Origin of the sequence: Saccharopolyspora sp. 6V (genome assembly GCF_020176785.1) — a bacterium.
Lineage (GTDB): Bacteria > Actinomycetota > Actinomycetes > Mycobacteriales > Pseudonocardiaceae > Saccharopolyspora_C > Saccharopolyspora_C gregorii.
Map to the genome: position 1 here is coordinate 1 of NZ_JAIUKB010000041.1, position 18,185 is coordinate 18,185.

The window sequence follows — 18,185 nt, forward strand, 5'->3', positions numbered from 1 at the left end:
CCTCGCGGCGGGGGCGCGCGCGCGCGGGCCTGCTTGCGCTTATTTCCTCCCTCCGCCCCCCCCCCAACCCCCCCCCCCCCCCCCCCCCCCCCCCCCCCCGCTGAGGTTCCGCCACCCGAGCCCTACCCGACCCGAGTTCGAAGCCCCGGATCACTTCTTCTTGGCGGCTGCTTTCTGGGCCTTCTTCCAGGAGCGGACCTCGTCCAGGGTCTCCTGGTCGACTACGTCGGCGATGGAGCGGCGGGCGTCCGGATCCCCGTAGGCGCCCGCGGCCTCCCGCCAGCCGTCCGGGTGCACCTGCCACTGCTTGCCGAGCAGCGCCAGGAAGATCCGCGCCTTCTGGTCGCCGTACCCGGGCAGGGCCTTGAGCCGGGCGAGCACCCGGGCCCCGTCCGGATCCCCGTCGGTCCAGATCCGCTCGGCGTCGCCGTCGTAGTGCTCCACCAGGTACGCGCACACCGCCTGCACCCGCTTGGCCATCGAGCCGGGGAATCGGTGGATCGCGGGCGGGGTGGCGCAGGTGGCCGCGAACTCCTCCGGGTCCATCGCTGCGATGCCGCGGGCGTCGAGCTCGCCGAGGCGATCAAGGAGGACCTTGGGGCCGGCGAAGGCCCACTCCATCGGCACCTGTTGATCGAGGAGCATCCCGAGCAGCAACGCCAGCGGATCTTCCGAGAGCAGCGCGTCGGCCTCGGCGTTCTGGGTCAGGTGCAGCGTCCGGCTCATGCGGTCAGGATCGCACGCGGGGTTCCGCGCGTCCCTGCGCAGGCCGTTCCGCGGGGCGTGTGAGGATCGGGCGCGTGATTCCGGATCTCTCGAACGACGTCCTCGACCGCCTCCGCGCCGCCTTCCAGGAGGTCGGCTACGACGCCGACGGCGTGGTGGACCTGCTCGGGCCGCAGGCCCACGCCGCGCTCGGGCGGGGCGAACCCGTCCCCGCGCTGCGGGCGACCGCGGACGGCGGGCCGCTGGGCACGCTGGTGCGGTTGTTCCTGCTCGGCGAGGCCGAACCGGCCGCCGAGGTGGCCGCGGCGCTGCGGCCGCTGCCGGTGGCCGACGCGGTCGCCGGTGGCGTGCTGGCCGCCGACGGCGATGCGCTGCGCGCGGCGCTGGACATCCGCCCGCACAGCGCGGGCGAGGACTCGTGGTGGGTGATCTCCGACCTCGACGCCGACCTGCGCCCGGAGGGCTGGGCGACCGGCGTCGACCACGTGCTCGGGGTCGGGCACGCCTCGCTGAGCCTGGTGCGGGCGACCTCGCGCAGGCAGGTCGGCTCGGTGCTGGACGTGGGCACCGGCTGCGGCGTGCAGGCCCTGCACGCCAGCACGCACGCGCAGCGGGTCACCGCGACCGACGTGTCCGCGCGGGCGCTGGCGCTGGCCTCGGCCACGTTCCGGCTCAACCGGATCGACGTGGAGCTCGCCGAAGGCGAGTGGTTCGAACCGGTGCGCGGCCGGCGGTTCGACCAGATCGTGTGCAACCCGCCGTTCGTGGTCGGCCCGCCGCGCACCGACTACGTGTACCGGGACTCCGGGCTCGCCGGGGACGACGCGAGCGCGCTGGTGGTGCGCCAGCTGCCGTCGTTCCTCGACGAGGGCGGCACGGGGCAGCTGCTGGCCTCCTGGCTGCACCGCAAGGGCGAGGACTGGCAAGACCGGGTGGCGCGCTGGCTGCCGCCGGGCGGGGTGGACGCCTGGTTCGCGCAGCGTGACGTGGCCGATCCGGCGCTGTACGTCGGCACCTGGCTGCGCGACGCCGGGTTCGACCCGCGCTCGCCCGCGGGCAGGCGCAAGGCCGCCGAGTGGCTGGACTGGTTCGACGCCAACGACGTGGACGGCGTCGGCTTCGGGTTCGTCACGCTGCGCCGCAGCGGCGCCGAGCGCGGCGAGGTCGTGTGCGAGGACCTCCGGCAGGCCTTCGACGACCCGCTGGGTCCGGAGAGCGACGGCTGGCTGCGCCGGGTGGCGTGGCTGCGCGAGCACGGCTCTGGCGACGGGCTGCTGGACGCGCGGCTGGTCACCGCGCCCTCGACGGTGCTGGAGGAGGTCGCCGCGCACGGCGAGGAGGGCTGGGAGCGCTTCGTGCACCGGCTGCACCGCACCGACGGCCCAGGCTGGCAGCACGAGATCGACGAGCTCGGCGTGCGGCTGCTCGCCGGCTGCCAGGGCGCGCTGCCGGTGCGGGACCTGGTGGAGCTGCTCGCGCTCGGCGCGGGCGAGGACGCCGCGGAGCTCTCCCGCGCCGCGGTGCCGGTGCTGCGGGAACTGGTGCGGCACGGAATGGTGATCCCGGCGGAATGGGCAGGCGGCGAGTAATGCGGGCGGTGGTCAGCCGGGTCACGCGGGCCTCGGTCCGGGTCGGCGGGGAGGCCGTCGGCAAGATCGAAGAACCCGGTCTGCTGGTGCTATTGGGCGTGACCCATTCCGACGGCTCCGAACAGGCGGCGAATATGGCGCGCAAACTGCACGAGATGCGGGCGTTGCGCGATGAGGAGTCCTGCGCCACCACCGGAGCCCCGCTGCTGGTGGTGAGCCAGTTCACCCTCTACGGCTCGACTCGCAAGGGACGCCGCCCGTCGTGGACCGAGGCGGCCCGCCCTGAGCAGGCCGAACCACTGGTGTCGGAGGTCGTCGAACGCCTGCGGGAGCGGGGCGCGCAGGTGGCCACCGGGCGCTTCGGCGCGATGATGGAAGTGGACAGCGTCAACGACGGGCCATTCACGTTGTTGATCGACGTGTGAATGTAACGCCGGTTCTCAGCTGATCCTCAGACTTCGCGGAGCAACGGATGTGACCGCCGCGACGTCTCACGGTCGAGCAGTTCGGGAACGAATTCAAGGGTGCGTTCGTTTTCCAGGTATCCAAGCTTCGACAGCCCGGTCCACCGAGCCGCCACCGCAACGCGGCGGCTCGACGGCGAGTCGAGTGGAGTTCCGATCAGAACGGCCGTTCTCGCACCGGAACCACACGAGGCACGTCGTGAACACGCACCACTCCGACCCGACAGCACGACACCAGACAGCACAACCGTCACATCCGGACGGCGTGGCATTCGGCCCGCAACACCGAGCGTACGCGTCCTCCACAGCGCCAGTCCGCGCCGTGGGCACGCCCCGCAAGCCAGCCCGTCAGGGAGGGAGCTCAATGACCGTCCCGCAGACCAACACCATGACCGCCACCGACGCCGACCTCGACAACCAGGGCCCCTCGGCCGACCTGGTGCGGGTCTACCTGAACGGCATCGGCCGGACCGCGCTGCTCACCGCGCAGGAGGAGGTCGACCTCGCCAAGCGGATCGAGGCGGGCGTCTTCGCGAAGCACATGCTGGAGACGGACGGCAAGATCTCGCCCGAGCGGCGCAGCGACCTGCGGGCGGTGGTGCGCGACGGCCAGTCGGCCAAGAACCACCTGATGGAGGCCAACCTGCGGCTGGTGGTGAGCCTCGCCAAGCGCTACACCGGCCGCGGCATGCCGCTGCTGGACCTGATCCAGGAGGGCAACCTCGGGCTGATCCGCGCGGTGGAGAAGTTCGACTACACCAAGGGCTTCAAGTTCTCCACGTACGCCACTTGGTGGATCCGGCAGGCCATCACCCGCGGCATGGCGGACCAGTCCCGCACCATCCGGCTGCCCGTCCACCTGGTCGAGCAGGTGAACAAGCTGGCCCGGATCAAGCGCGACCTGCACCAGAAGCTGGGCCGCGAGGCGACCGACGAGGAACTGGCCGCCGAGAGCGGGCTCACCCCCGAGAAGGTCTCCGACCTGCTCGACCACTCCCGGGACCCGGTGAGTCTGGACATGCCGGTCGGCGCCGAGGAGGACGCCCCGCTCGGCGACTTCATCGAGGACGCCGAGTCCGCCGACGCCGAGAACGCCGTGATCTCCGGCTTCCTGCAGGACGACCTGCGCCGCGTGCTGGGCACGCTGGAGGAGCGGGAGCAGTCGGTGATCCGGATGCGCTACGGCCTCGACGACGGCCAGCCGCGCACCCTGGACCAGATCGGCAAGGCCTTCGGGCTCTCCCGCGAGCGGGTCCGCCAGATCGAGCGGGAGGTCATGTCCAAGCTGCGGCAGGGCGACCGCGCCGACCGGCTGCGGGCCTACGCCAGCTGACGCTCGGCACCCGCGGCGACCCGAAGGAACGGACGTGCGCGTCCGGCCGGGCGACCGGCCGGGCGCATCCCAGGGGAGGTCGGACTCGCCCACCGAGGCAGGTCCGGCCTCTCGCCCTGTCCGCGCCCGTCACACGCACCGGGTGCGTCCGTGCTCCGGGGCCGACCGTGCTCCGGGCGGGCCGCGGCAGGGCCGTCCGTGCGGCGGGCGACCCGGTGTCCGGGCCGGCCCCCGTTCAGTCGCGGAACTTGCGGCGCCAGCGGTCGATCTCGTCCGCCGTCACGCCGTGCGCGCGCAACCAGCCCGCCGCGTGCTCCTCGTGCTCGGCCCACGTCGCCAGCACGCCCTCGATCGCCTCCACCGGCGTCGAGATCAGGTGCCGCACGTCCTCCTCGCTGACGTCCGGCGGCAACGCGGGCGCCATCTCCAGACGCTGCAGCACCCGGAACATGTTCCGGTCCGTCCGCACGTAGTCCGCGATGATCGCGTCCGACCGGACTCCCGCCGCGCTCAGCAGCATCGCCGAGACCACGCCGGTGCGGTCCTTGCCCGCCGCGCAGTGCACCAGCACCGGCCCCTCCGCCGCCAGCACCAGGCGGAACACCCGCACCAGCTTGTCCGCCGCGTTCCGCAGCGCCAGCTGGTAGAGCTCCGGCAGCGGATGCGCCACCTCAGTGGAGTGGATGCCCGCGAGCAGCTCGATCTGGTGCACCTCCGCCACCTGCGCCAGCGGGTGCGCGGTGCCGTTCAGCTCCGACGCGTCCCGCAGGTCCAGCACCAGCCGCGGCGGCCACGCCACGTCCTCCGGGTCCCGGTCCCCCGCGCGCGGGGCGTCGCTGCGCAGCACGATCCCCTCCCGGGTGGTCCCCGGTTCGGCGGGCAATCCGCCGAGATCGCGCAGGTTGACCAACCCGTCGAGGGCCTCGGAGGTCGGATCCGTCGTGGACAAGGGCGTCTCCCATCGGCTCGGTTACCGTCCGACAGCCTCGCAGGTGCCCGCCCGCTGCCGACAGACCCGGTCCGGCTCCGCGCGCCGTTGCGTTAACGTCACCGCATTCCCGAACGCGCAAAGGAGCGGCGTCGTGACCACCACGTTCGACCACACCGAGATCCTTCCGCTCGGTCCGGACGACACCGACTACCGGTTGCTCACCACCGAGGGCATCCGCACCGTGGAAGCCGCCGGGCGGCGCTTCCTGGAAGTGGCGCCCGAGGCGCTGACCGCGCGCGCGCGCGCGGCGATCAAGGACATCCAGCACCTGCTGCGCTCCTCGCACCTCGCGCAGCTGCGGGCCATCGTCGACGACCCGGAGGCCAGCGCCAACGACCGGTTCGTCGCCACCGACCTGCTGCGCAACGCCTGCGTATCCGCCGGTGGCGTGCTGCCGATGTGCCAGGACACCGGCACCGCCATCGTCATCGGCAAGCGCACCGAGACGATCCTCACCGGCGGCGAGGACGAGCAGCGGCTGGCACGCGGCGTGTTCGACGCCTACCAGGAGCTGAACCTGCGGTACTCGCAGATGGCGCCGCTGAACTTCTGGGAGGAGCGCAACACCGGCAGCAACCTCCCGGCCCAGATCGAGCTGTACAACAAGGCGGGCACCGACCCGCACTACGAGTTCCTGTTCATGGCCAAGGGTGGCGGCAGCGCCAACAAGACCTTCCTCTACCAGGAGACGAAGGCGCTGCTGAACCCGACGCGGCTCGCCCGGTTCCTGGAGGAGAAGCTGCGTTCGCTGGGCACCGCGGCCTGCCCGCCCTACCACCTGGCGATCGTCGTCGGCGGCACCTCCGCCGAGCACAACCTCAAGACCGCCAAGCTCGCCTCCGCCCGCTACCTCGACGGCCTGCCCCGCGAAGGCTCCCCGTCCGGGCACGCGTTGCGGGACGTCGAACTCGAAGCGCAAGTGCTGGAGATGACCCGGCAGTTCGGCATCGGCGCCCAGTTCGGCGGCAAGTACTTCTGCCACGACGTGCGGGTCGTCCGGCTGCCCCGACACGGCGCTTCGCTTCCCGTCGGCGTCGCCGTGTCCTGCTCCGCCGACCGCCAGGCCAAGGCGAAGATCACTCCCGAGGGCGTGTTCCTCGAACAGCTCGAACGCGACCCCGCCCGGTACCTGCCGGAAGTCGGCGACGAGCAGCTGTCCAGCGACGTGGTGCGCATCGACCTGAACCGGCCGATGGCCGAGATCCGCGCGGAGCTCTCGAAGCTGCCGGTGAAGACCCGGGTGTCGCTGACCGGACCGCTCGTCGTCGCCCGCGACATCGCGCACGCCAAGATCGCCGAACGGCTGGACGCGGGCGAACCGATGCCGCAGTACCTGCGGGACCACCCGGTGTACTACGCGGGGCCGGCGAAAACGCCGGACGGCTACGCCTCCGGCTCCTTCGGGCCCACCACCGCGGGGCGGATGGACTCCTACGTGGAGCAGTTCCAGGCGGCCGGCGGCTCGCTCGTCATGCTGGCCAAGGGGAACCGCTCGTCGAAGGTCGCCGCCTCCTGCCGCGAGCACGGCGGGTTCTACCTCGGCTCCATCGGCGGCCCCGCCGCGCGGCTCGCGCAGGACTGCATCCGGTCGGTCGACGTCCTGGAATACGCGGAGCTGGGCATGGAAGCGGTGTGGCGCATCGAGGTGGAGGACTTCCCGGCGTTCGTCGTCGTCGACGACAAGGGGGAGGACTTCTTCGCGGACTCGACGCAGCCCACGCTGCAGATCTCCTTCGCCCGCTGAGAAACGAGGCCCCCGCAACGGCGACGGCCGGCGGCTCCCTTCCGGGAACCGCCGGCCGTGGCACACCACAGTGGGGGGACACGCACTTTCTCCCGTAGGAGCCCCACCTCCTACGGGAGAAGTGCCTGCGAAGCGCAGGTCAGCACGTCGAACTCATCAACGCGGAACCTTCACCTCGCGCTTTTCGAGCACGACGGTGCGCTCGCCCAGCGGCTCGTCCAACTGGACGGCCACCGGCGGGTAGCGCAGATCCATCGTGCAGATCCCCGGCGGATCCGGGGTCTCGTTCACCAGCACGACCTTCACCTGCTGGGCGTTCTGGTCGGCGACTTCGGCGTGGACCTTGCTGCAACCGCCTTCCTGGCCGTTGGTGACGACGGCCGAACCGCCGTCCTGGGTCCACACCCGGGGCACCGTGGTCCCGGACTGGCTCTCGGCCTTGATCAGGTTCTCCGGCACGGGAGTTCGTTCCTGCTCGGGCTTCGGCTGCACCGGGGCGGCCGGCTCAGGGGCGGGCGGCTGCCCGCCGAATCCGACGTCTTCTTGCTGTCCGGCGCAGGCGGTGAAAGCGAGGAGCAGCACGCCCGCGCCCACTGTGGTGTGTAGGCGTTTCATGCCCGGTAGACGGAGCCCGGTCCGCGCCGGGTTGCGCGGATCCGGGATCTTTTGGGCGGACACTGTGGAATCCGCCGCTAGGGCCACCGTTTTCGCTGGTCAGGAGCATTCACTGTGAACGGTCCGCGTCGAACCGGTCCGAGTTCACCGCACGTCGGCACCTGCGGAACCGGGCCGGGTGGTCCCGGTCGCCGCTGCCGCCCAGCCCGTGATCCAGTCCGCCAGCACCCCGCTGGTGTACACCCACGCGTAGTGGCCGAGCTTCGCCGCGCCCGCCACCTCGCAGGAGTAGTGCCGCCGGGTGCGCGGCGCCGCCACCGCCTTCGCCGCCAAGTGATCCACTGAGGACGCGGGGGCCAGCTCGTCGCCCTCGACGCTCACCGTGAGCAGCGAGACGTCCAGCTCCCGCAACGCCCGCTCGTAGTCGAAGTCCGATCCGCCGAGGCGGTAGCGGCCGGTGCGCCCCTGGCGGGCCCAATCCGCCATGATCCCGGCCGGCTGGCGGCCGCCGAACCCGAGCCGCTCCCCCGGCCAGAAGCCGAGCAGCGAACTCACCGCGGCGACGAACTGGGTCGCCACCAGGTTCTTCCAGCCCTGCATTCCGGGGAAGCTGCGGAACCACACCGAACCGGAGGCCAGCAGCGTCACCCCCCGCACCCGGCTCGGGTCCGCGGCGGCGAGCAGCAGCGCGATCTGCCCGCCGAGGCTGTGCCCGACCAGGAAGCGCGGCGCGGCGGGGAACTCGCGCGCCACGAGGTCCACGACGGCGGCGGCGTCGTCCACCAGGTCCTGGTACCCGAAGCGGATCTTGCGGTCGGCGCGCGGCGGCGCGGTGCCCTGGCCGCGCCAATCGACGCTCACCACCGTGCAGCCGCGCTCGTGCAGCTCGCGCAGGAACGGCAGGTAGTAGGAGGCGGGGACGCCCATCGCGGGCAGCAGGACGACGGCCGGGGCGGCCGGGTCCTCGGCGGCGCAGGCGCGGACGGTCAGCCGGTGCTCGCCCGCGGGCAGCTCGCCCAGCTCGGTCAACGTCAGGTCGGCCATTCCCGGGCTCCCGTCCTCGCTTCCTCAGCGCGCACAGAATAACGAGGTGGGCGCCGGGAGTCAGGCGCGCGGTCCGCGATCCCGCCCCGGACTCGCGGACCCCCGCCGCGGAATCAGCGCAGCCTGCGCGGACCCGTGTCCGGCACCGCGGCCGAACGCCCCACGCTGATCCGCGCTCCCGTCACCCGCACGCCGAGCGCCGAGGCCAGCACCGGCTGCAACGTCAGCTCCCGCACCTCCGGCAGGTCCTCCACCAGCGTCGCCACCCGCAGCACCAGGTCCTCCAGCGCCGCCAGATCCGCGGGCTCATCACCCCGGTAGCCCGCCAGCAGCGGTGCCGCGCGCGGCGAGCGCACCAGCGCCGCCACGTCCACATCGGTCATCGGAACCGCCCGGTACGCCTTGTCCCCCAGCAGTTCGCTGGCCACACCGGACAGTCCGAACGAGACCAGCGTGCCGAACGACGGGTCGTCCATCAGGTCGATCACGCAGGAATGCCCGCGCCCTGCCATGTTCTGCACGTACACCTCCGCGGTGTCCGACACCCGCAGCAGGTCCGCGTACGCCGCCCGCACCGCGTCCGCGTTCACCAGGTCCAGCCGCACGCCCACCAGGTCCGCGCGGTGCCGCAACTGGTCGTCGGCGGCCTTCAACACCACCGGGAAACCGAGCTCGGTCGCCGCGGCCACCGCGTCCGCCTCGTTGCACACCCGGCGGAACGGCACCAGCTCGATCGCGTAGTGCCCCAGCAGCTCCACCGACTGCTCGTCGCTGAGCCGCACCTCACCGTCCCCGAGCGAGGCCTCCACCAGCCGCCGCGCCCGCTCCGGCGCGATGCCCTCCGGCCGGGCGAAGTGCCCCTGCGGCGCGGCCCGCCACCGCGCGTAGCGCGTCGCCCTGGCCAGCGACAGCACCGCCCGCTCGGGGCTCGGGTAGGACGGCACCGAACCCCAGCCAGCCGAACCGTCCGGCCCCGGCACCGCCAGCTCGTCCGGCACACCCTCGGCGGCCAGGAACGTCGTGACCACCGGTTTCGTCGCCGCGACCGCGGCCTCCTGCAAGGCCTCCCGCAACGCCCTCGCGTAAGCGGTGCCCGGCACCGCGACCGGCGGCACAAACACCGTCACCAGCGCGTCCACGTCGTCGGAGAGCGCGGCCGCGCGCACCGCGGCGGCGAACTCCTCCGGGCTCGCCGACGCGCCGACGTCCACCGGCTCACCCGCCAGCCGCAGGCCCTCCGCCTGCGCGACGTCCGCCGCCAGCATGCCCAGCGCCGAGGAGTTGCCGACGATCGCCACCCGCTCCCCCGCGGGCAGCGGCTGGTGGGCCAGCAGCAGCGCCGTGTCGAACATCTGCGCCACCGACTCGACGCGGATCACCCCGGCCTGCTCGAACAGCGCCTGCACGCTCGTCTCGTCCACCTGCACCGATGTGGCCGCGAGCCCGGGGCGCACCGCGTTGCGGCCCGACTTCACCACCACGATCGGCTTGGTCCGGGCCAACCGCCGGGCCAGCCGGGCGAACTTGCGCGGGTTGCCGAAGGACTCCAGGTACAGCAGCACCACGTCCGTCGCCGGGTCCGTCTGCCAGTACTGCAGCAGGTCGTTGCCCGAGACGTCGGCGCGGTTGCCCGCCGAGACGAACGTGGACAGGCCCAGGCCCCGCTCGGTCGCGGTCGCCAGGATCGCCACGCCCAGCGCCCCCGACTGGCAGAAGAACCCGGTGCGCCCGGACCCCGGCAACCGCGGCGCCAAGGTCGCGTTGAGCCGGTAGCCGGCATCGGTGTTGACCACGCCCAGCGCGTTCGGGCCGACGACCCGCATGCCGTGCACGCGCGCCGCGCGGACCATGCGGCGTTCGATCGCGCGACCGTCCGGTCCCGACTCGCTGAACCCGGAGCTGACGATCACCAGCGCCTTCACGCCCTTGGCCAGGCATGCGTCCAGCACCTCGTCCACGCCCGCCGCCGGGATCGCCACCACCGCCAGATCCACGTCGTCCGGGATGTCCAGCACCGACGGGTAGGCCCGCACGCCGCGGACCGCCCGGTGCTCCGGATTCACCGGGTACACCGGGCCGGCGAAGTCCGCGGTCAGCAGGTTGACGAGCACCGCGTGCCCGATCTTGCGGTGGTCGGTGGAGGCGCCGATCACCGCCACCGACCGCGGGTGCAGCAGGTTGTGCACGCTGCGCGCCTCCGCAGCCTGCTCCCGGGCCCTGGCCACCGCCAGCGACTCCTCGGTGGGGTCGATGTCGAACTCCAAGTGCACGACGCCCTCTTCCATCGCGCGCCGCACCTGGTAGCCGGCGTCCCGGAAGACCCGCACCATCGCCGAGTTCTCCGCGAGGACCTCCGCGACGAACCGGCGCAGCCCGCGCTCCTGGGCGGCCGCCGCCAGATGCTCCAGCAGGATCGAACCGAGGCCGCGGCCCTGGTGCTGGTCCTGCACCACGAACGCCACCTCGGCCGAGTCCTGGTCGTCGAGCCGGTCGAAGCGCCCCACCGCCACGATGTCGTCGCCCAGCAGCGCCACCAGCGCCACCCGGTCCCGGTGGTCGACGGTGCTGAACCGCTCCACGTCCCGCTTCGGCATCCGCGGATACGGGCCGAAGTAGCGGAAGTACCGGGTGCGGTCGCTGAGCCTGCTGTGGAACGAGATCAGCTGGTCGGCGTCGTCCGGTGAGATCGGCCGCAGGTGCACGGTGCCGCCGTCGGAGAGCACGACGTCGGCCTCCCAGCTGCGCGGGTACGGCTTGCCGTCGCCGGTGGGCGGCGCATCCGGCCGGTCCGAGTCGCCTCGCTGACCCGCGCGGGGCGGCTCGCCGGGACGGGCGGGCTGGCCGGACGGGGCGGCGTCGGCCGCCGAGGCGGGTTGGCCGGCTGGGCGCGGCTGGGCGGGCTGCTCCGCCCGGCCGGGCTGGTCGGGCGATCCGGGTTTGCCGGGTTTGCCGGGCTGGTCGGGCTGGTCGGGCTGGTCGGGCTGGTCGGGCGGGGTGCGCTGGTCGGCTGAGCCGGGCTGGTCGGGCTTGGACTGGTCCGGCCGCTGGTCGCCCGTCCCGAGGTCCGCCCGCCGGCCGGGCTCCGGCCGAGCACCGCCCCGGTCCGCGGCCGCACGACCGCCGCCGCTCGTCCCGCGTCGCTTCGACCCGCCCATCAGCCAGCACCCTCTCAACCGCACCGGCGTCGAGCAGGCCGGGCGCACTGCGCCGCCGGTGCGGGTGCGCGTGCGCCGCCGAGGTCAGTCGCGGACATCGGCCGGGTCCAGACCGTGCAACGGGAACAACGCGTGCCGCGCATCCCGGATCGCAGTGTCCACCGTGGACTCGGTCACCCCGGTCCAGGGTACGAAGGTCGGGTCCTCCCCATCAGTCAACGATGTCGGCAGCGGAACGTTCCCCGCCACCCGCAGGGCGTGCGCCAGCCACTCCGGCGGCAACGCCGTCGCCGGATCCAGGTCCCGGTCCAGCGCGGTCGCCAGCAGGTGGGTCCAGCTGCGCGGCACCACCCGGTGCAGCGCGTAGCCACCACCACCGAGCGCCACCCACTTGCCACCGGCGCACCGCTCCGCCAGGTCCCGCAGCGCGCGGTAGCTCTCGCGCTGGCCGTCCAACGACATCGCCAGGTCCGCGAGCGGGTCCTCCCGGTGCGCGTCGGCTCCGGCTTGCGTGACCAGCACCTGCGGGCGGAATTCATCCAGCAGCGACGGCACCACGGCGTGGAACGCCCGCAACCAGTCCGCGTCTCCCGTACCCGGCGGCAGCGCCACGTTCACCGCGGTCCCCTCCGCCCCGGGGCCGCCGGTCTCGGTGGCGAAGCCGGTGCCCGGCCACAGCGTGATCGGGTGCTGGTGCAGCGAGACGGTCAGCACCCGCGGGTCGTCGTAGAACGTCTTCTGCACCCCGTCGCCGTGGTGCACGTCCACGTCCACGTAGGCGACCCGCTCCACGCCCTGGTCGAGCAGCCAGGCGATGGCCACGGCGCAGTCGTTGTAGACGCAGAACCCGGCGGCCCGCTCCGGCATCGCGTGGTGCAGCCCGCCGGCGAGGTTCACCGCCCGGTCGGCCTTCCCGGACAGGACCTGCTCGGCCGCGGTGATCGACGCTCCGGCCACCAGCGCCGAGGCCTCGTGCATCCGGTCGAAGATCGGGTTGTCCTCGGTGCCGAGCCCGTACCCGATGTCCCAGGCCGCGGTCGGTGCGGCGCGCACGGCCGCCAGGTAGTCCGGGCGGTGCACGCGGAGCAGCTCCTCGTCGGTGGCCGGCCGCGGCGGCACCGGCGTCACGCCGTCCAGCACCCCGAGCGACCTGGCCAGCCGCATCGTGAGGTCCAGCCGGATCGGGTGCAGCGGGTGCTCACCACCGAGGTCGTAGCCGAGGACCGACTCGTCCCACACCACCGCGCACTGGTTGCCCATGCGCCGGACGCTACCCGGCCCGTGGCGGCGCTCACAGTGCCCCGGGACACACCGCGGCACCGCCGTGCTCGCCGTCCCGGACGTCAGCCCGGAGCGTCCCCCGTCTTCGCCGGCCGGTTCGGGTCGGACGACCAGTGCGACCACGAACCCGCGTAGAGCGCGGCCGGATTCCCCGGCCCGCTCAGCCCCGCGTGCTCCAGGGCGAGCAGGGCGGAGCAGGCCGTGATCCCGGAACCGCAGTAGGCGCCGACCGGAGTCTCCCGGTCCACCCCGAGCTCGCCGAACGAACGCGCCAGCTCCGCCGGCGTCCGCCAGGTCCCGTCCGCGGTCACGTTGTCGGCGAACGGGGCGTTGCGCGCCCCGGGGATGTGGCCGGGCCGCGGGTCGACCGGTTCCACCTCACCGCGGTACCGCTCCGGGGCGCGGGCGTCGAGCAGCCGCCCCTCCGCGGCCAGCCGGGCCGCCTCGTCGGCACCGATCACCGGCAGCGAATCCGGCACCACCTCGTAGTCGGTGGGCACCACCTCCGGCACCTCGGCGGTGACCGGGTGGCCGCCGTCGACCCACGCCCGGTACCCGCCGTCGAGCACCCGGACCCGCGGGTGCCCGGCCCAGCGCAGCAACCACCAGGCCCGCGCCGCCGCGGAACCGTCGGCGGCGTCGTAGGCCACCACCTCGCGGTCCGCGGTGACCCCGGCCCGCCGCAGCACCACCTGCAGATCCGCGGCGGCGGGCAGCGGGTGCCTGCCGCCGGGGCCGGGAGGGGCCGCGAGTTCGGTGTCCAGGTCCACGAACACCGCGCCCGGCAGGTGGTCGCGCTCGTAGTCCTCCCGGCCGGGTGGCCCGAGCAGGCTCCACCGCACGTCCAGCAGCACCGGTGGGCGCGCGCCCGCCAGCGACTCGGCAAGATCGTCTGCACTGATCAGCGGATCCATCGGACCTCCTGGACTGCTCGGGGACGGAACGACTCGGGAAAGGGGCCGAAAGCATGCTCCGGCGGCGGAAACGCCTGCTCGGAAGCCACCGACCGGCGGTACGGCACCGGGACTAGAATCACAGGTGGGACCGCAAATCGGGGAGCCAGCGTGAACGATCTCATCGATACCACCGAGATGTACCTTCGCACCATTTACGACTTGGAGGAGGAGGGCGTCGTCCCGCTGCGCGCCCGCATCGCGGAACGCCTGGAGCAGAGCGGGCCGACCGTGAGCCAGACCGTGGCCCGGATGGAGCGCGACGGCCTGCTCACCGTTGCCGAGGACCGGCACCTGGAGCTCACCGAGGCAGGCCGCACCCGCGCCGTCCGCGTGATGCGCAAGCACCGGCTCGCCGAACGGCTGCTCGTCGACGTGATCGGCCTGGAGTGGGAACACGTGCACGACGAGGCCTGCCGCTGGGAGCACGTGATGAGCGAGGCGGTCGAGCGCAAGCTGGTGGCGCTGCTCGGCAACCCGTCCACCTCCCCGTACGGCAACCCCATCCCCGGCCTCGAAGAGCTCGGTGCCGAACCGGCGACCGCGGCGATCGGTGAGTCCGATCTGAAGCGGGTCGACGAGATCGCCCGCAACGGTGGCGGCCAGGCCGTGGTGTGCCGGATCGCCGAGCACGTCCAGCTGGACCCCGACGTGATGAGCGAGCTCAAGGAAGTCGGCCTGATGCCCTCGGAGAACATCGAGATCGTGCCGGTCACCGGCGTGAACAAGCCGATCCAGGTGAACGGCCCCAAGGGCAGCACCCAGCTCGCGCCCGGCATCGCCCACGCCGTCCTGGTCCGCGCCCGGTGAGCCCCGCCGAGACCGCCGCCGAGGCCTTCACCTCCGAGCACGGACGCGCTCCCGAGGTCGCCTGGTCGGCACCCGGCCGGGTCAACTTGATCGGCGAGCACACCGACTACAACGACGGGTTCGTGCTGCCGATCGCGTTGCCGCACCGGATCGCCGTGGCCGCCGCGCCGCGCACCGACGGAGTGCTGTCGGTGGCCACGCTGGGCGACGACGGCGTGCTGCACCGGGCCGAGTCGACCCCGCTGGACGCGCTCGCGCCGGGCGCGCAGACTGGGTGGGCCGCATACCCCTCCGGCGTCGCGTGGGCGCTGCGCGGGCAGGGCGTCGAGGTGCCCGGGGCGGACCTGGTCATCGCGGGCGACGTTCCCGCCGGGGCCGGGCTGTCGTCGTCGCACGCGCTGGAGTGCGCGGTGGCGCTCACGCTGCTCGACCTGGCCGGGCGCCCCGCCGACGGGCCGGAGGCCCCGGCGACCGCCGACATCGCCCGCTGGGTGCAGATCTCGGAGAACGACTTCGTCGGCGCCCCCACCGGCCTGCTGGACCAGACCGCCTCGTTGAGCTGCACCGAATCGCACGCGCTGTTCTTCGACGTGCGCTCCGGCGAGCTGGAGCAGATCGCGTTCGACACCGCCTCCGTCGGCCTCGAACTGCTCGTGATCGACACCCGCGCCAAGCACTCGCACAGCGAATCCGGCTACGGCGAGCGCAGGCGCGGCTGCGAGCACGCGGCGGACCTGCTCGGGGTCAAGGCGCTGCGCGACGTGTCGATCGGGGAACTCGACGGCGCGCTCGAGGTGCTGCCGGAGGAGCTGCGGCCCCTGGTGCGCCACGTCGTCACCGAGAACGAACGGGTGGTGTCCACCGTCGCCGCGCTCGACGCCGGGGAGCTCGCCTCGATCGGACCGCTGCTGACCTCCTCGCACGTGAGCATGCGCGACGACTACCGGATCTCCTGCCTGGAACTGGACGTGGCGGTGGACGCCGCGCTGGAAGCCGGTGCGCTGGGCGCCCGGATGACCGGCGGTGGTTTCGGCGGCTCGGCGATCGCGCTGGTGCGCGCGCAGGACCGGGAGGCGATCGGGCAGGCCGTGCTGGACTCCTACGCCGAGCAGGACCTGCCGGCGCCGCGGCTGTTCACCGCGATTCCGGCCGCCGGAGCGGGCCGCGACCGCTGATCCGGCCCCGCGGCACGGCGGGGCCTTCGAGTTGGACGTACCAGGAAAGGCAGAACCTCCGTGAAGCTCCTCGTCACCGGTGGTGCGGGATATGTGGGCAGCGTGTGCGCGGCACGGCTGCTGGAGAACGGTCACCAGGTGACCGTGGTCGACGACCTCTCGACGGGACACGCCGACGCGGTGCCGCCGGGCGCCACCTTCGTGCGGGCCGACATCGCGGAAGCGGCCGGTGATCTGCTGGCCGAGGGGTACGACGGCGTGCTGCACTTCGCGGCGAAGTCGCTCGTCGGCGAGTCCATGGAGGACCCGCACAAGTACTGGCAGGGCAACGTGGTCACCTCGCTGCGGCTGCTGGAGGCGGTCCGCGAGCACGGCACGCCGCGGCTGGTGTTCTCCTCCACCGCCGCCACCTACGGCGAGCCGGACGTGGTGCCGATCCCGGAGGACGCCCCGGCCCGGCCGACGAACACCTACGGCGCGACGAAGCTGGCCATCGACCACGCGATCAGCTCTTACGCCACGGCGCACGGACTGGGCGCGGTGAGCCTGCGCTACTTCAACGTTGCCGGCGCGCACGGCTCGTTCGGCGAGCGGCACGCCGTGGAGACGCACCTGATCCCGATCGTGCTGCAGGTCGCACTGGGCAAGCGCGAGCAGGTGCAGATGTACGGGACCGACTGGCCCACCGAGGACGGCACCTGCGTCCGCGACTACATCCACGTCACCGACCTCGCCGACGCGCACCTGCTGGCGCTGGAGAACGCGCGGCCCGGCGAGCACCGGATCTACAACCTGGGCAACGGCACCGGCTTCTCGGTGCAGCAGGTGATCGAAACCTGCCGCGAGGTGACCGGCCACCCCATCCCGGCGGCGGTGGCACCGCGGCGCGCCGGTGACCCGGCGACGCTGGTGGCCGCCAGCGACCGCGCCCGCGAAGAACTGTCCTGGAAGCCGAAGCTGGCCGACCTGTCGGTCATCGTGCGCGATGCCTGGGAGTTCACCCGGGCCCGCGAGCAGAGCTGACGCCCGCCGGTGCCCGGTCGCCGCGCGATCGGGCACCGGCCGGCCCGGCCGCGGGCGCGCCGCCGAGCGGTGCCGGATCGCGGCGCTCATCAGGACTCCTCCGCTTCGATCATGAGCTGGGCGTCGCTCATCGCGTCCTTGGCCACTTCGCCCAGTTCCTTCGGTGAAATGCCCCGTTCGAGGGCCTGCCGCAGCAGGGACCCCAGGGAGTGCTCGGGCCGGGCGGCCTCCACGCGCTCCAGCGCGACGCTCGCCAAGGCCCCCTCGCCGCGCAGGTAGGCGGAGAAGGCCAGCAGCGCGGCCACGTCGGCGACCTCGGGTTCCGGCGCCTTGCGCACCAGGCTCAGCCACAGCTGCTCCGCGGCCATCGCCTGCTCGCCCAGCGCCACGCCGAGGCACAGGTCGCGCACCCGCTGGTCGTTCAGCGCGAGCAGGATTCGCAGCTGGTCCTCCTCGGTCAGCGCCTCCCCCGCCGCCGTCCGGCGGATCCCGGCGAGCGCGGTGGCCACGTCCTCGTGCACGTCGCCCCCCTCCCGCTCGGAGTCGTCGAGCATGCCGTTCAGCCGGGCCGACCAGCGGGCGGTCGTCCGCTCGGATTCGGGGGCGACCAGGCCCTGCAGCTCGCGGCGGCTGTCGAAGGTGACCGAGCCGGACGCGGCCATCGCGGCGCCGAGTGCGGTGCGCTTCGGGTCCGGTACCTCGCCGCGGCAGGGCGGGTCGTCGTAGCAGCGCCACGGGCTGCCCGCGACGAGCCGGTCGGTCCAGATCTCGTGCAGCACGTCGATGCCCGCCGCGGCGAATCCGTCCCGCAGCAGCAGGATCAGCTCGCGGTGCGGGACCGCTTCGTCCACTTCGGGCTCCGACAGGGGTCGCGCGCCGCCGTCCGGTTCAGGGCCCGCGTCGGCGGCGGACGGCTCGGCTTCACCGTCCGGCGGGCCGTGGCCACCTCCCCCGCCCGGTCCGACGGCCACGACGATGACGCGGGTCGCGCCCCGCCGCACCATCGGACCGGCCGAGAGGTATTCGATCACCGACCTGCGGTGTTCGGGCGGTGGCAGGTCGATCCGCAGCGTGAGGCAGAACGTCCCGGTGTCTCCCTCGGTGCGCAGGCCCAGCAGGACCAGGGAATCGGTGGGCGTGAACCCGAGCAGGTGGGGAACGGCGGCGAGGATCTCGCCCGCGTCGCCGAGGTGGATGCGTGCGTTCAACGGAGTGGTCATACCCAGAACATCGGGAGAACCGGCAGAGCCGCCGCAGGGTGGATTTCAGATCTGTGGACGAA

The 18,185-nt window shown here is 73.1% G+C and carries 15 protein-coding genes; 7 read left to right on the forward strand and 8 right to left on the reverse strand.

Features of this window, described 5'->3' with window-relative positions:
• Positions 1-150: 150 nt before the first annotated feature.
• Positions 151-726, reverse strand: coding sequence for an HhH-GPD-type base excision DNA repair protein (locus LCD35_RS09570; protein WP_224955392.1), 576 nt, complete (start codon positions 724-726; stop codon positions 151-153).
• A 74-nt stretch (positions 727-800) separates the two neighbouring features.
• On the opposite strand from LCD35_RS09570, the gene LCD35_RS09575 reads away from it, so the two are divergent.
• From LCD35_RS09575 to LCD35_RS09585, 3 genes are all read left to right on the forward strand, one after another.
• Positions 801-2,315 (forward strand): methyltransferase, encoded by a 1,515-nt coding sequence (locus LCD35_RS09575; RefSeq protein WP_224955391.1) that lies wholly within the window; start codon positions 801-803, stop codon positions 2,313-2,315.
• Complete coding sequence (dtd, locus tag LCD35_RS09580) at positions 2,315-2,740, forward strand: D-aminoacyl-tRNA deacylase (RefSeq protein WP_224955390.1); 426 nt, start codon at positions 2,315-2,317, stop codon at positions 2,738-2,740. Before LCD35_RS09575 ends, dtd begins: the two co-directional genes overlap by 1 nt.
• 403 nt (positions 2,741-3,143) lie before the next feature.
• Positions 3,144-4,112, forward strand: a complete 969-nt coding sequence (locus tag LCD35_RS09585) for a sigma-70 family RNA polymerase sigma factor (RefSeq protein ID WP_224955389.1) — start codon at positions 3,144-3,146, stop codon at positions 4,110-4,112.
• A 235-nt stretch (positions 4,113-4,347) separates the two neighbouring features.
• Here LCD35_RS09585 and LCD35_RS09590 read toward each other — a convergent pair whose 3' ends face one another.
• Positions 4,348-5,061, reverse strand: coding sequence for a tyrosine-protein phosphatase (locus LCD35_RS09590; protein ID WP_225044053.1), 714 nt, complete (start codon positions 5,059-5,061; stop codon positions 4,348-4,350).
• A gap of 133 nt (positions 5,062-5,194) precedes the next feature.
• Here LCD35_RS09590 and LCD35_RS09595 point away from each other — a divergent pair, with 133 nt between their 5' ends.
• Complete coding sequence (locus LCD35_RS09595) at positions 5,195-6,847, forward strand: fumarate hydratase (RefSeq protein WP_225044054.1); 1,653 nt, start codon at positions 5,195-5,197, stop codon at positions 6,845-6,847.
• A 156-nt stretch (positions 6,848-7,003) separates the two neighbouring features.
• On the opposite strand, the gene LCD35_RS09600 is transcribed toward LCD35_RS09595, so the two are convergent.
• From LCD35_RS09600 to LCD35_RS09620, 5 genes are all read right to left on the reverse strand, one after another.
• On the reverse strand, positions 7,004-7,462 hold the full coding sequence (locus LCD35_RS09600; RefSeq protein WP_225044055.1) for a hypothetical protein: 459 nt from the start codon (positions 7,460-7,462) through the stop codon (positions 7,004-7,006).
• 144 nt (positions 7,463-7,606) lie between these two features.
• The gene (locus LCD35_RS09605) at positions 7,607-8,506 is read right to left on the reverse strand and encodes an alpha/beta fold hydrolase (protein ID WP_225044056.1); all 900 of its coding nucleotides are present in this window, start codon (positions 8,504-8,506) and stop codon (positions 7,607-7,609) included.
• Positions 8,507-8,619: 113 nt separating this feature from the next.
• Complete coding sequence (locus LCD35_RS09610; protein WP_225044057.1) at positions 8,620-11,661, reverse strand: bifunctional GNAT family N-acetyltransferase/acetate--CoA ligase family protein; 3,042 nt, start codon at positions 11,659-11,661, stop codon at positions 8,620-8,622.
• An 84-nt stretch (positions 11,662-11,745) separates the two neighbouring features.
• Complete coding sequence (locus LCD35_RS09615; protein ID WP_225044058.1) at positions 11,746-12,921, reverse strand: acetoin utilization protein AcuC; 1,176 nt, start codon at positions 12,919-12,921, stop codon at positions 11,746-11,748.
• Between the two features lie 83 nt (positions 12,922-13,004).
• Positions 13,005-13,856: a sulfurtransferase gene (locus LCD35_RS09620; protein WP_225044059.1), complete on the reverse strand. Its 852-nt coding sequence runs from the start codon at positions 13,854-13,856 to the stop codon at positions 13,005-13,007.
• A 150-nt stretch (positions 13,857-14,006) separates the two neighbouring features.
• Between LCD35_RS09620 and LCD35_RS09625 the strand changes: the two genes are divergently transcribed.
• Genes LCD35_RS09625 through galE form a run of 3 tightly spaced genes read left to right on the forward strand, consistent with a single transcriptional unit; the run spans position 14,007 to position 16,903 of the window.
• Complete coding sequence (locus LCD35_RS09625) at positions 14,007-14,705, forward strand: metal-dependent transcriptional regulator (RefSeq protein ID WP_224955381.1); 699 nt, start codon at positions 14,007-14,009, stop codon at positions 14,703-14,705.
• Positions 14,702-15,880 carry a galactokinase gene (gene galK / locus LCD35_RS09630; RefSeq protein WP_224955380.1) on the forward strand — a complete coding sequence of 393 codons (1,179 nt, stop codon included), beginning with the start codon at positions 14,702-14,704 and terminating at the stop codon, positions 15,878-15,880. The genes LCD35_RS09625 and galK overlap by 4 nt, the downstream gene beginning before the upstream one ends.
• A gap of 60 nt (positions 15,881-15,940) precedes the next feature.
• Positions 15,941-16,903 (forward strand): UDP-glucose 4-epimerase GalE, encoded by a 963-nt coding sequence (gene galE / locus LCD35_RS09635; RefSeq protein WP_224955379.1) that lies wholly within the window; start codon positions 15,941-15,943, stop codon positions 16,901-16,903.
• An 89-nt stretch (positions 16,904-16,992) separates the two neighbouring features.
• Here the strand turns inward: galE and LCD35_RS09640 are convergent, their stop codons facing one another.
• Positions 16,993-18,123 (reverse strand): DUF4192 domain-containing protein, encoded by a 1,131-nt coding sequence (locus LCD35_RS09640; RefSeq protein WP_224966429.1) that lies wholly within the window; start codon positions 18,121-18,123, stop codon positions 16,993-16,995.
• Positions 18,124-18,185: the final 62 nt, after the last annotated feature.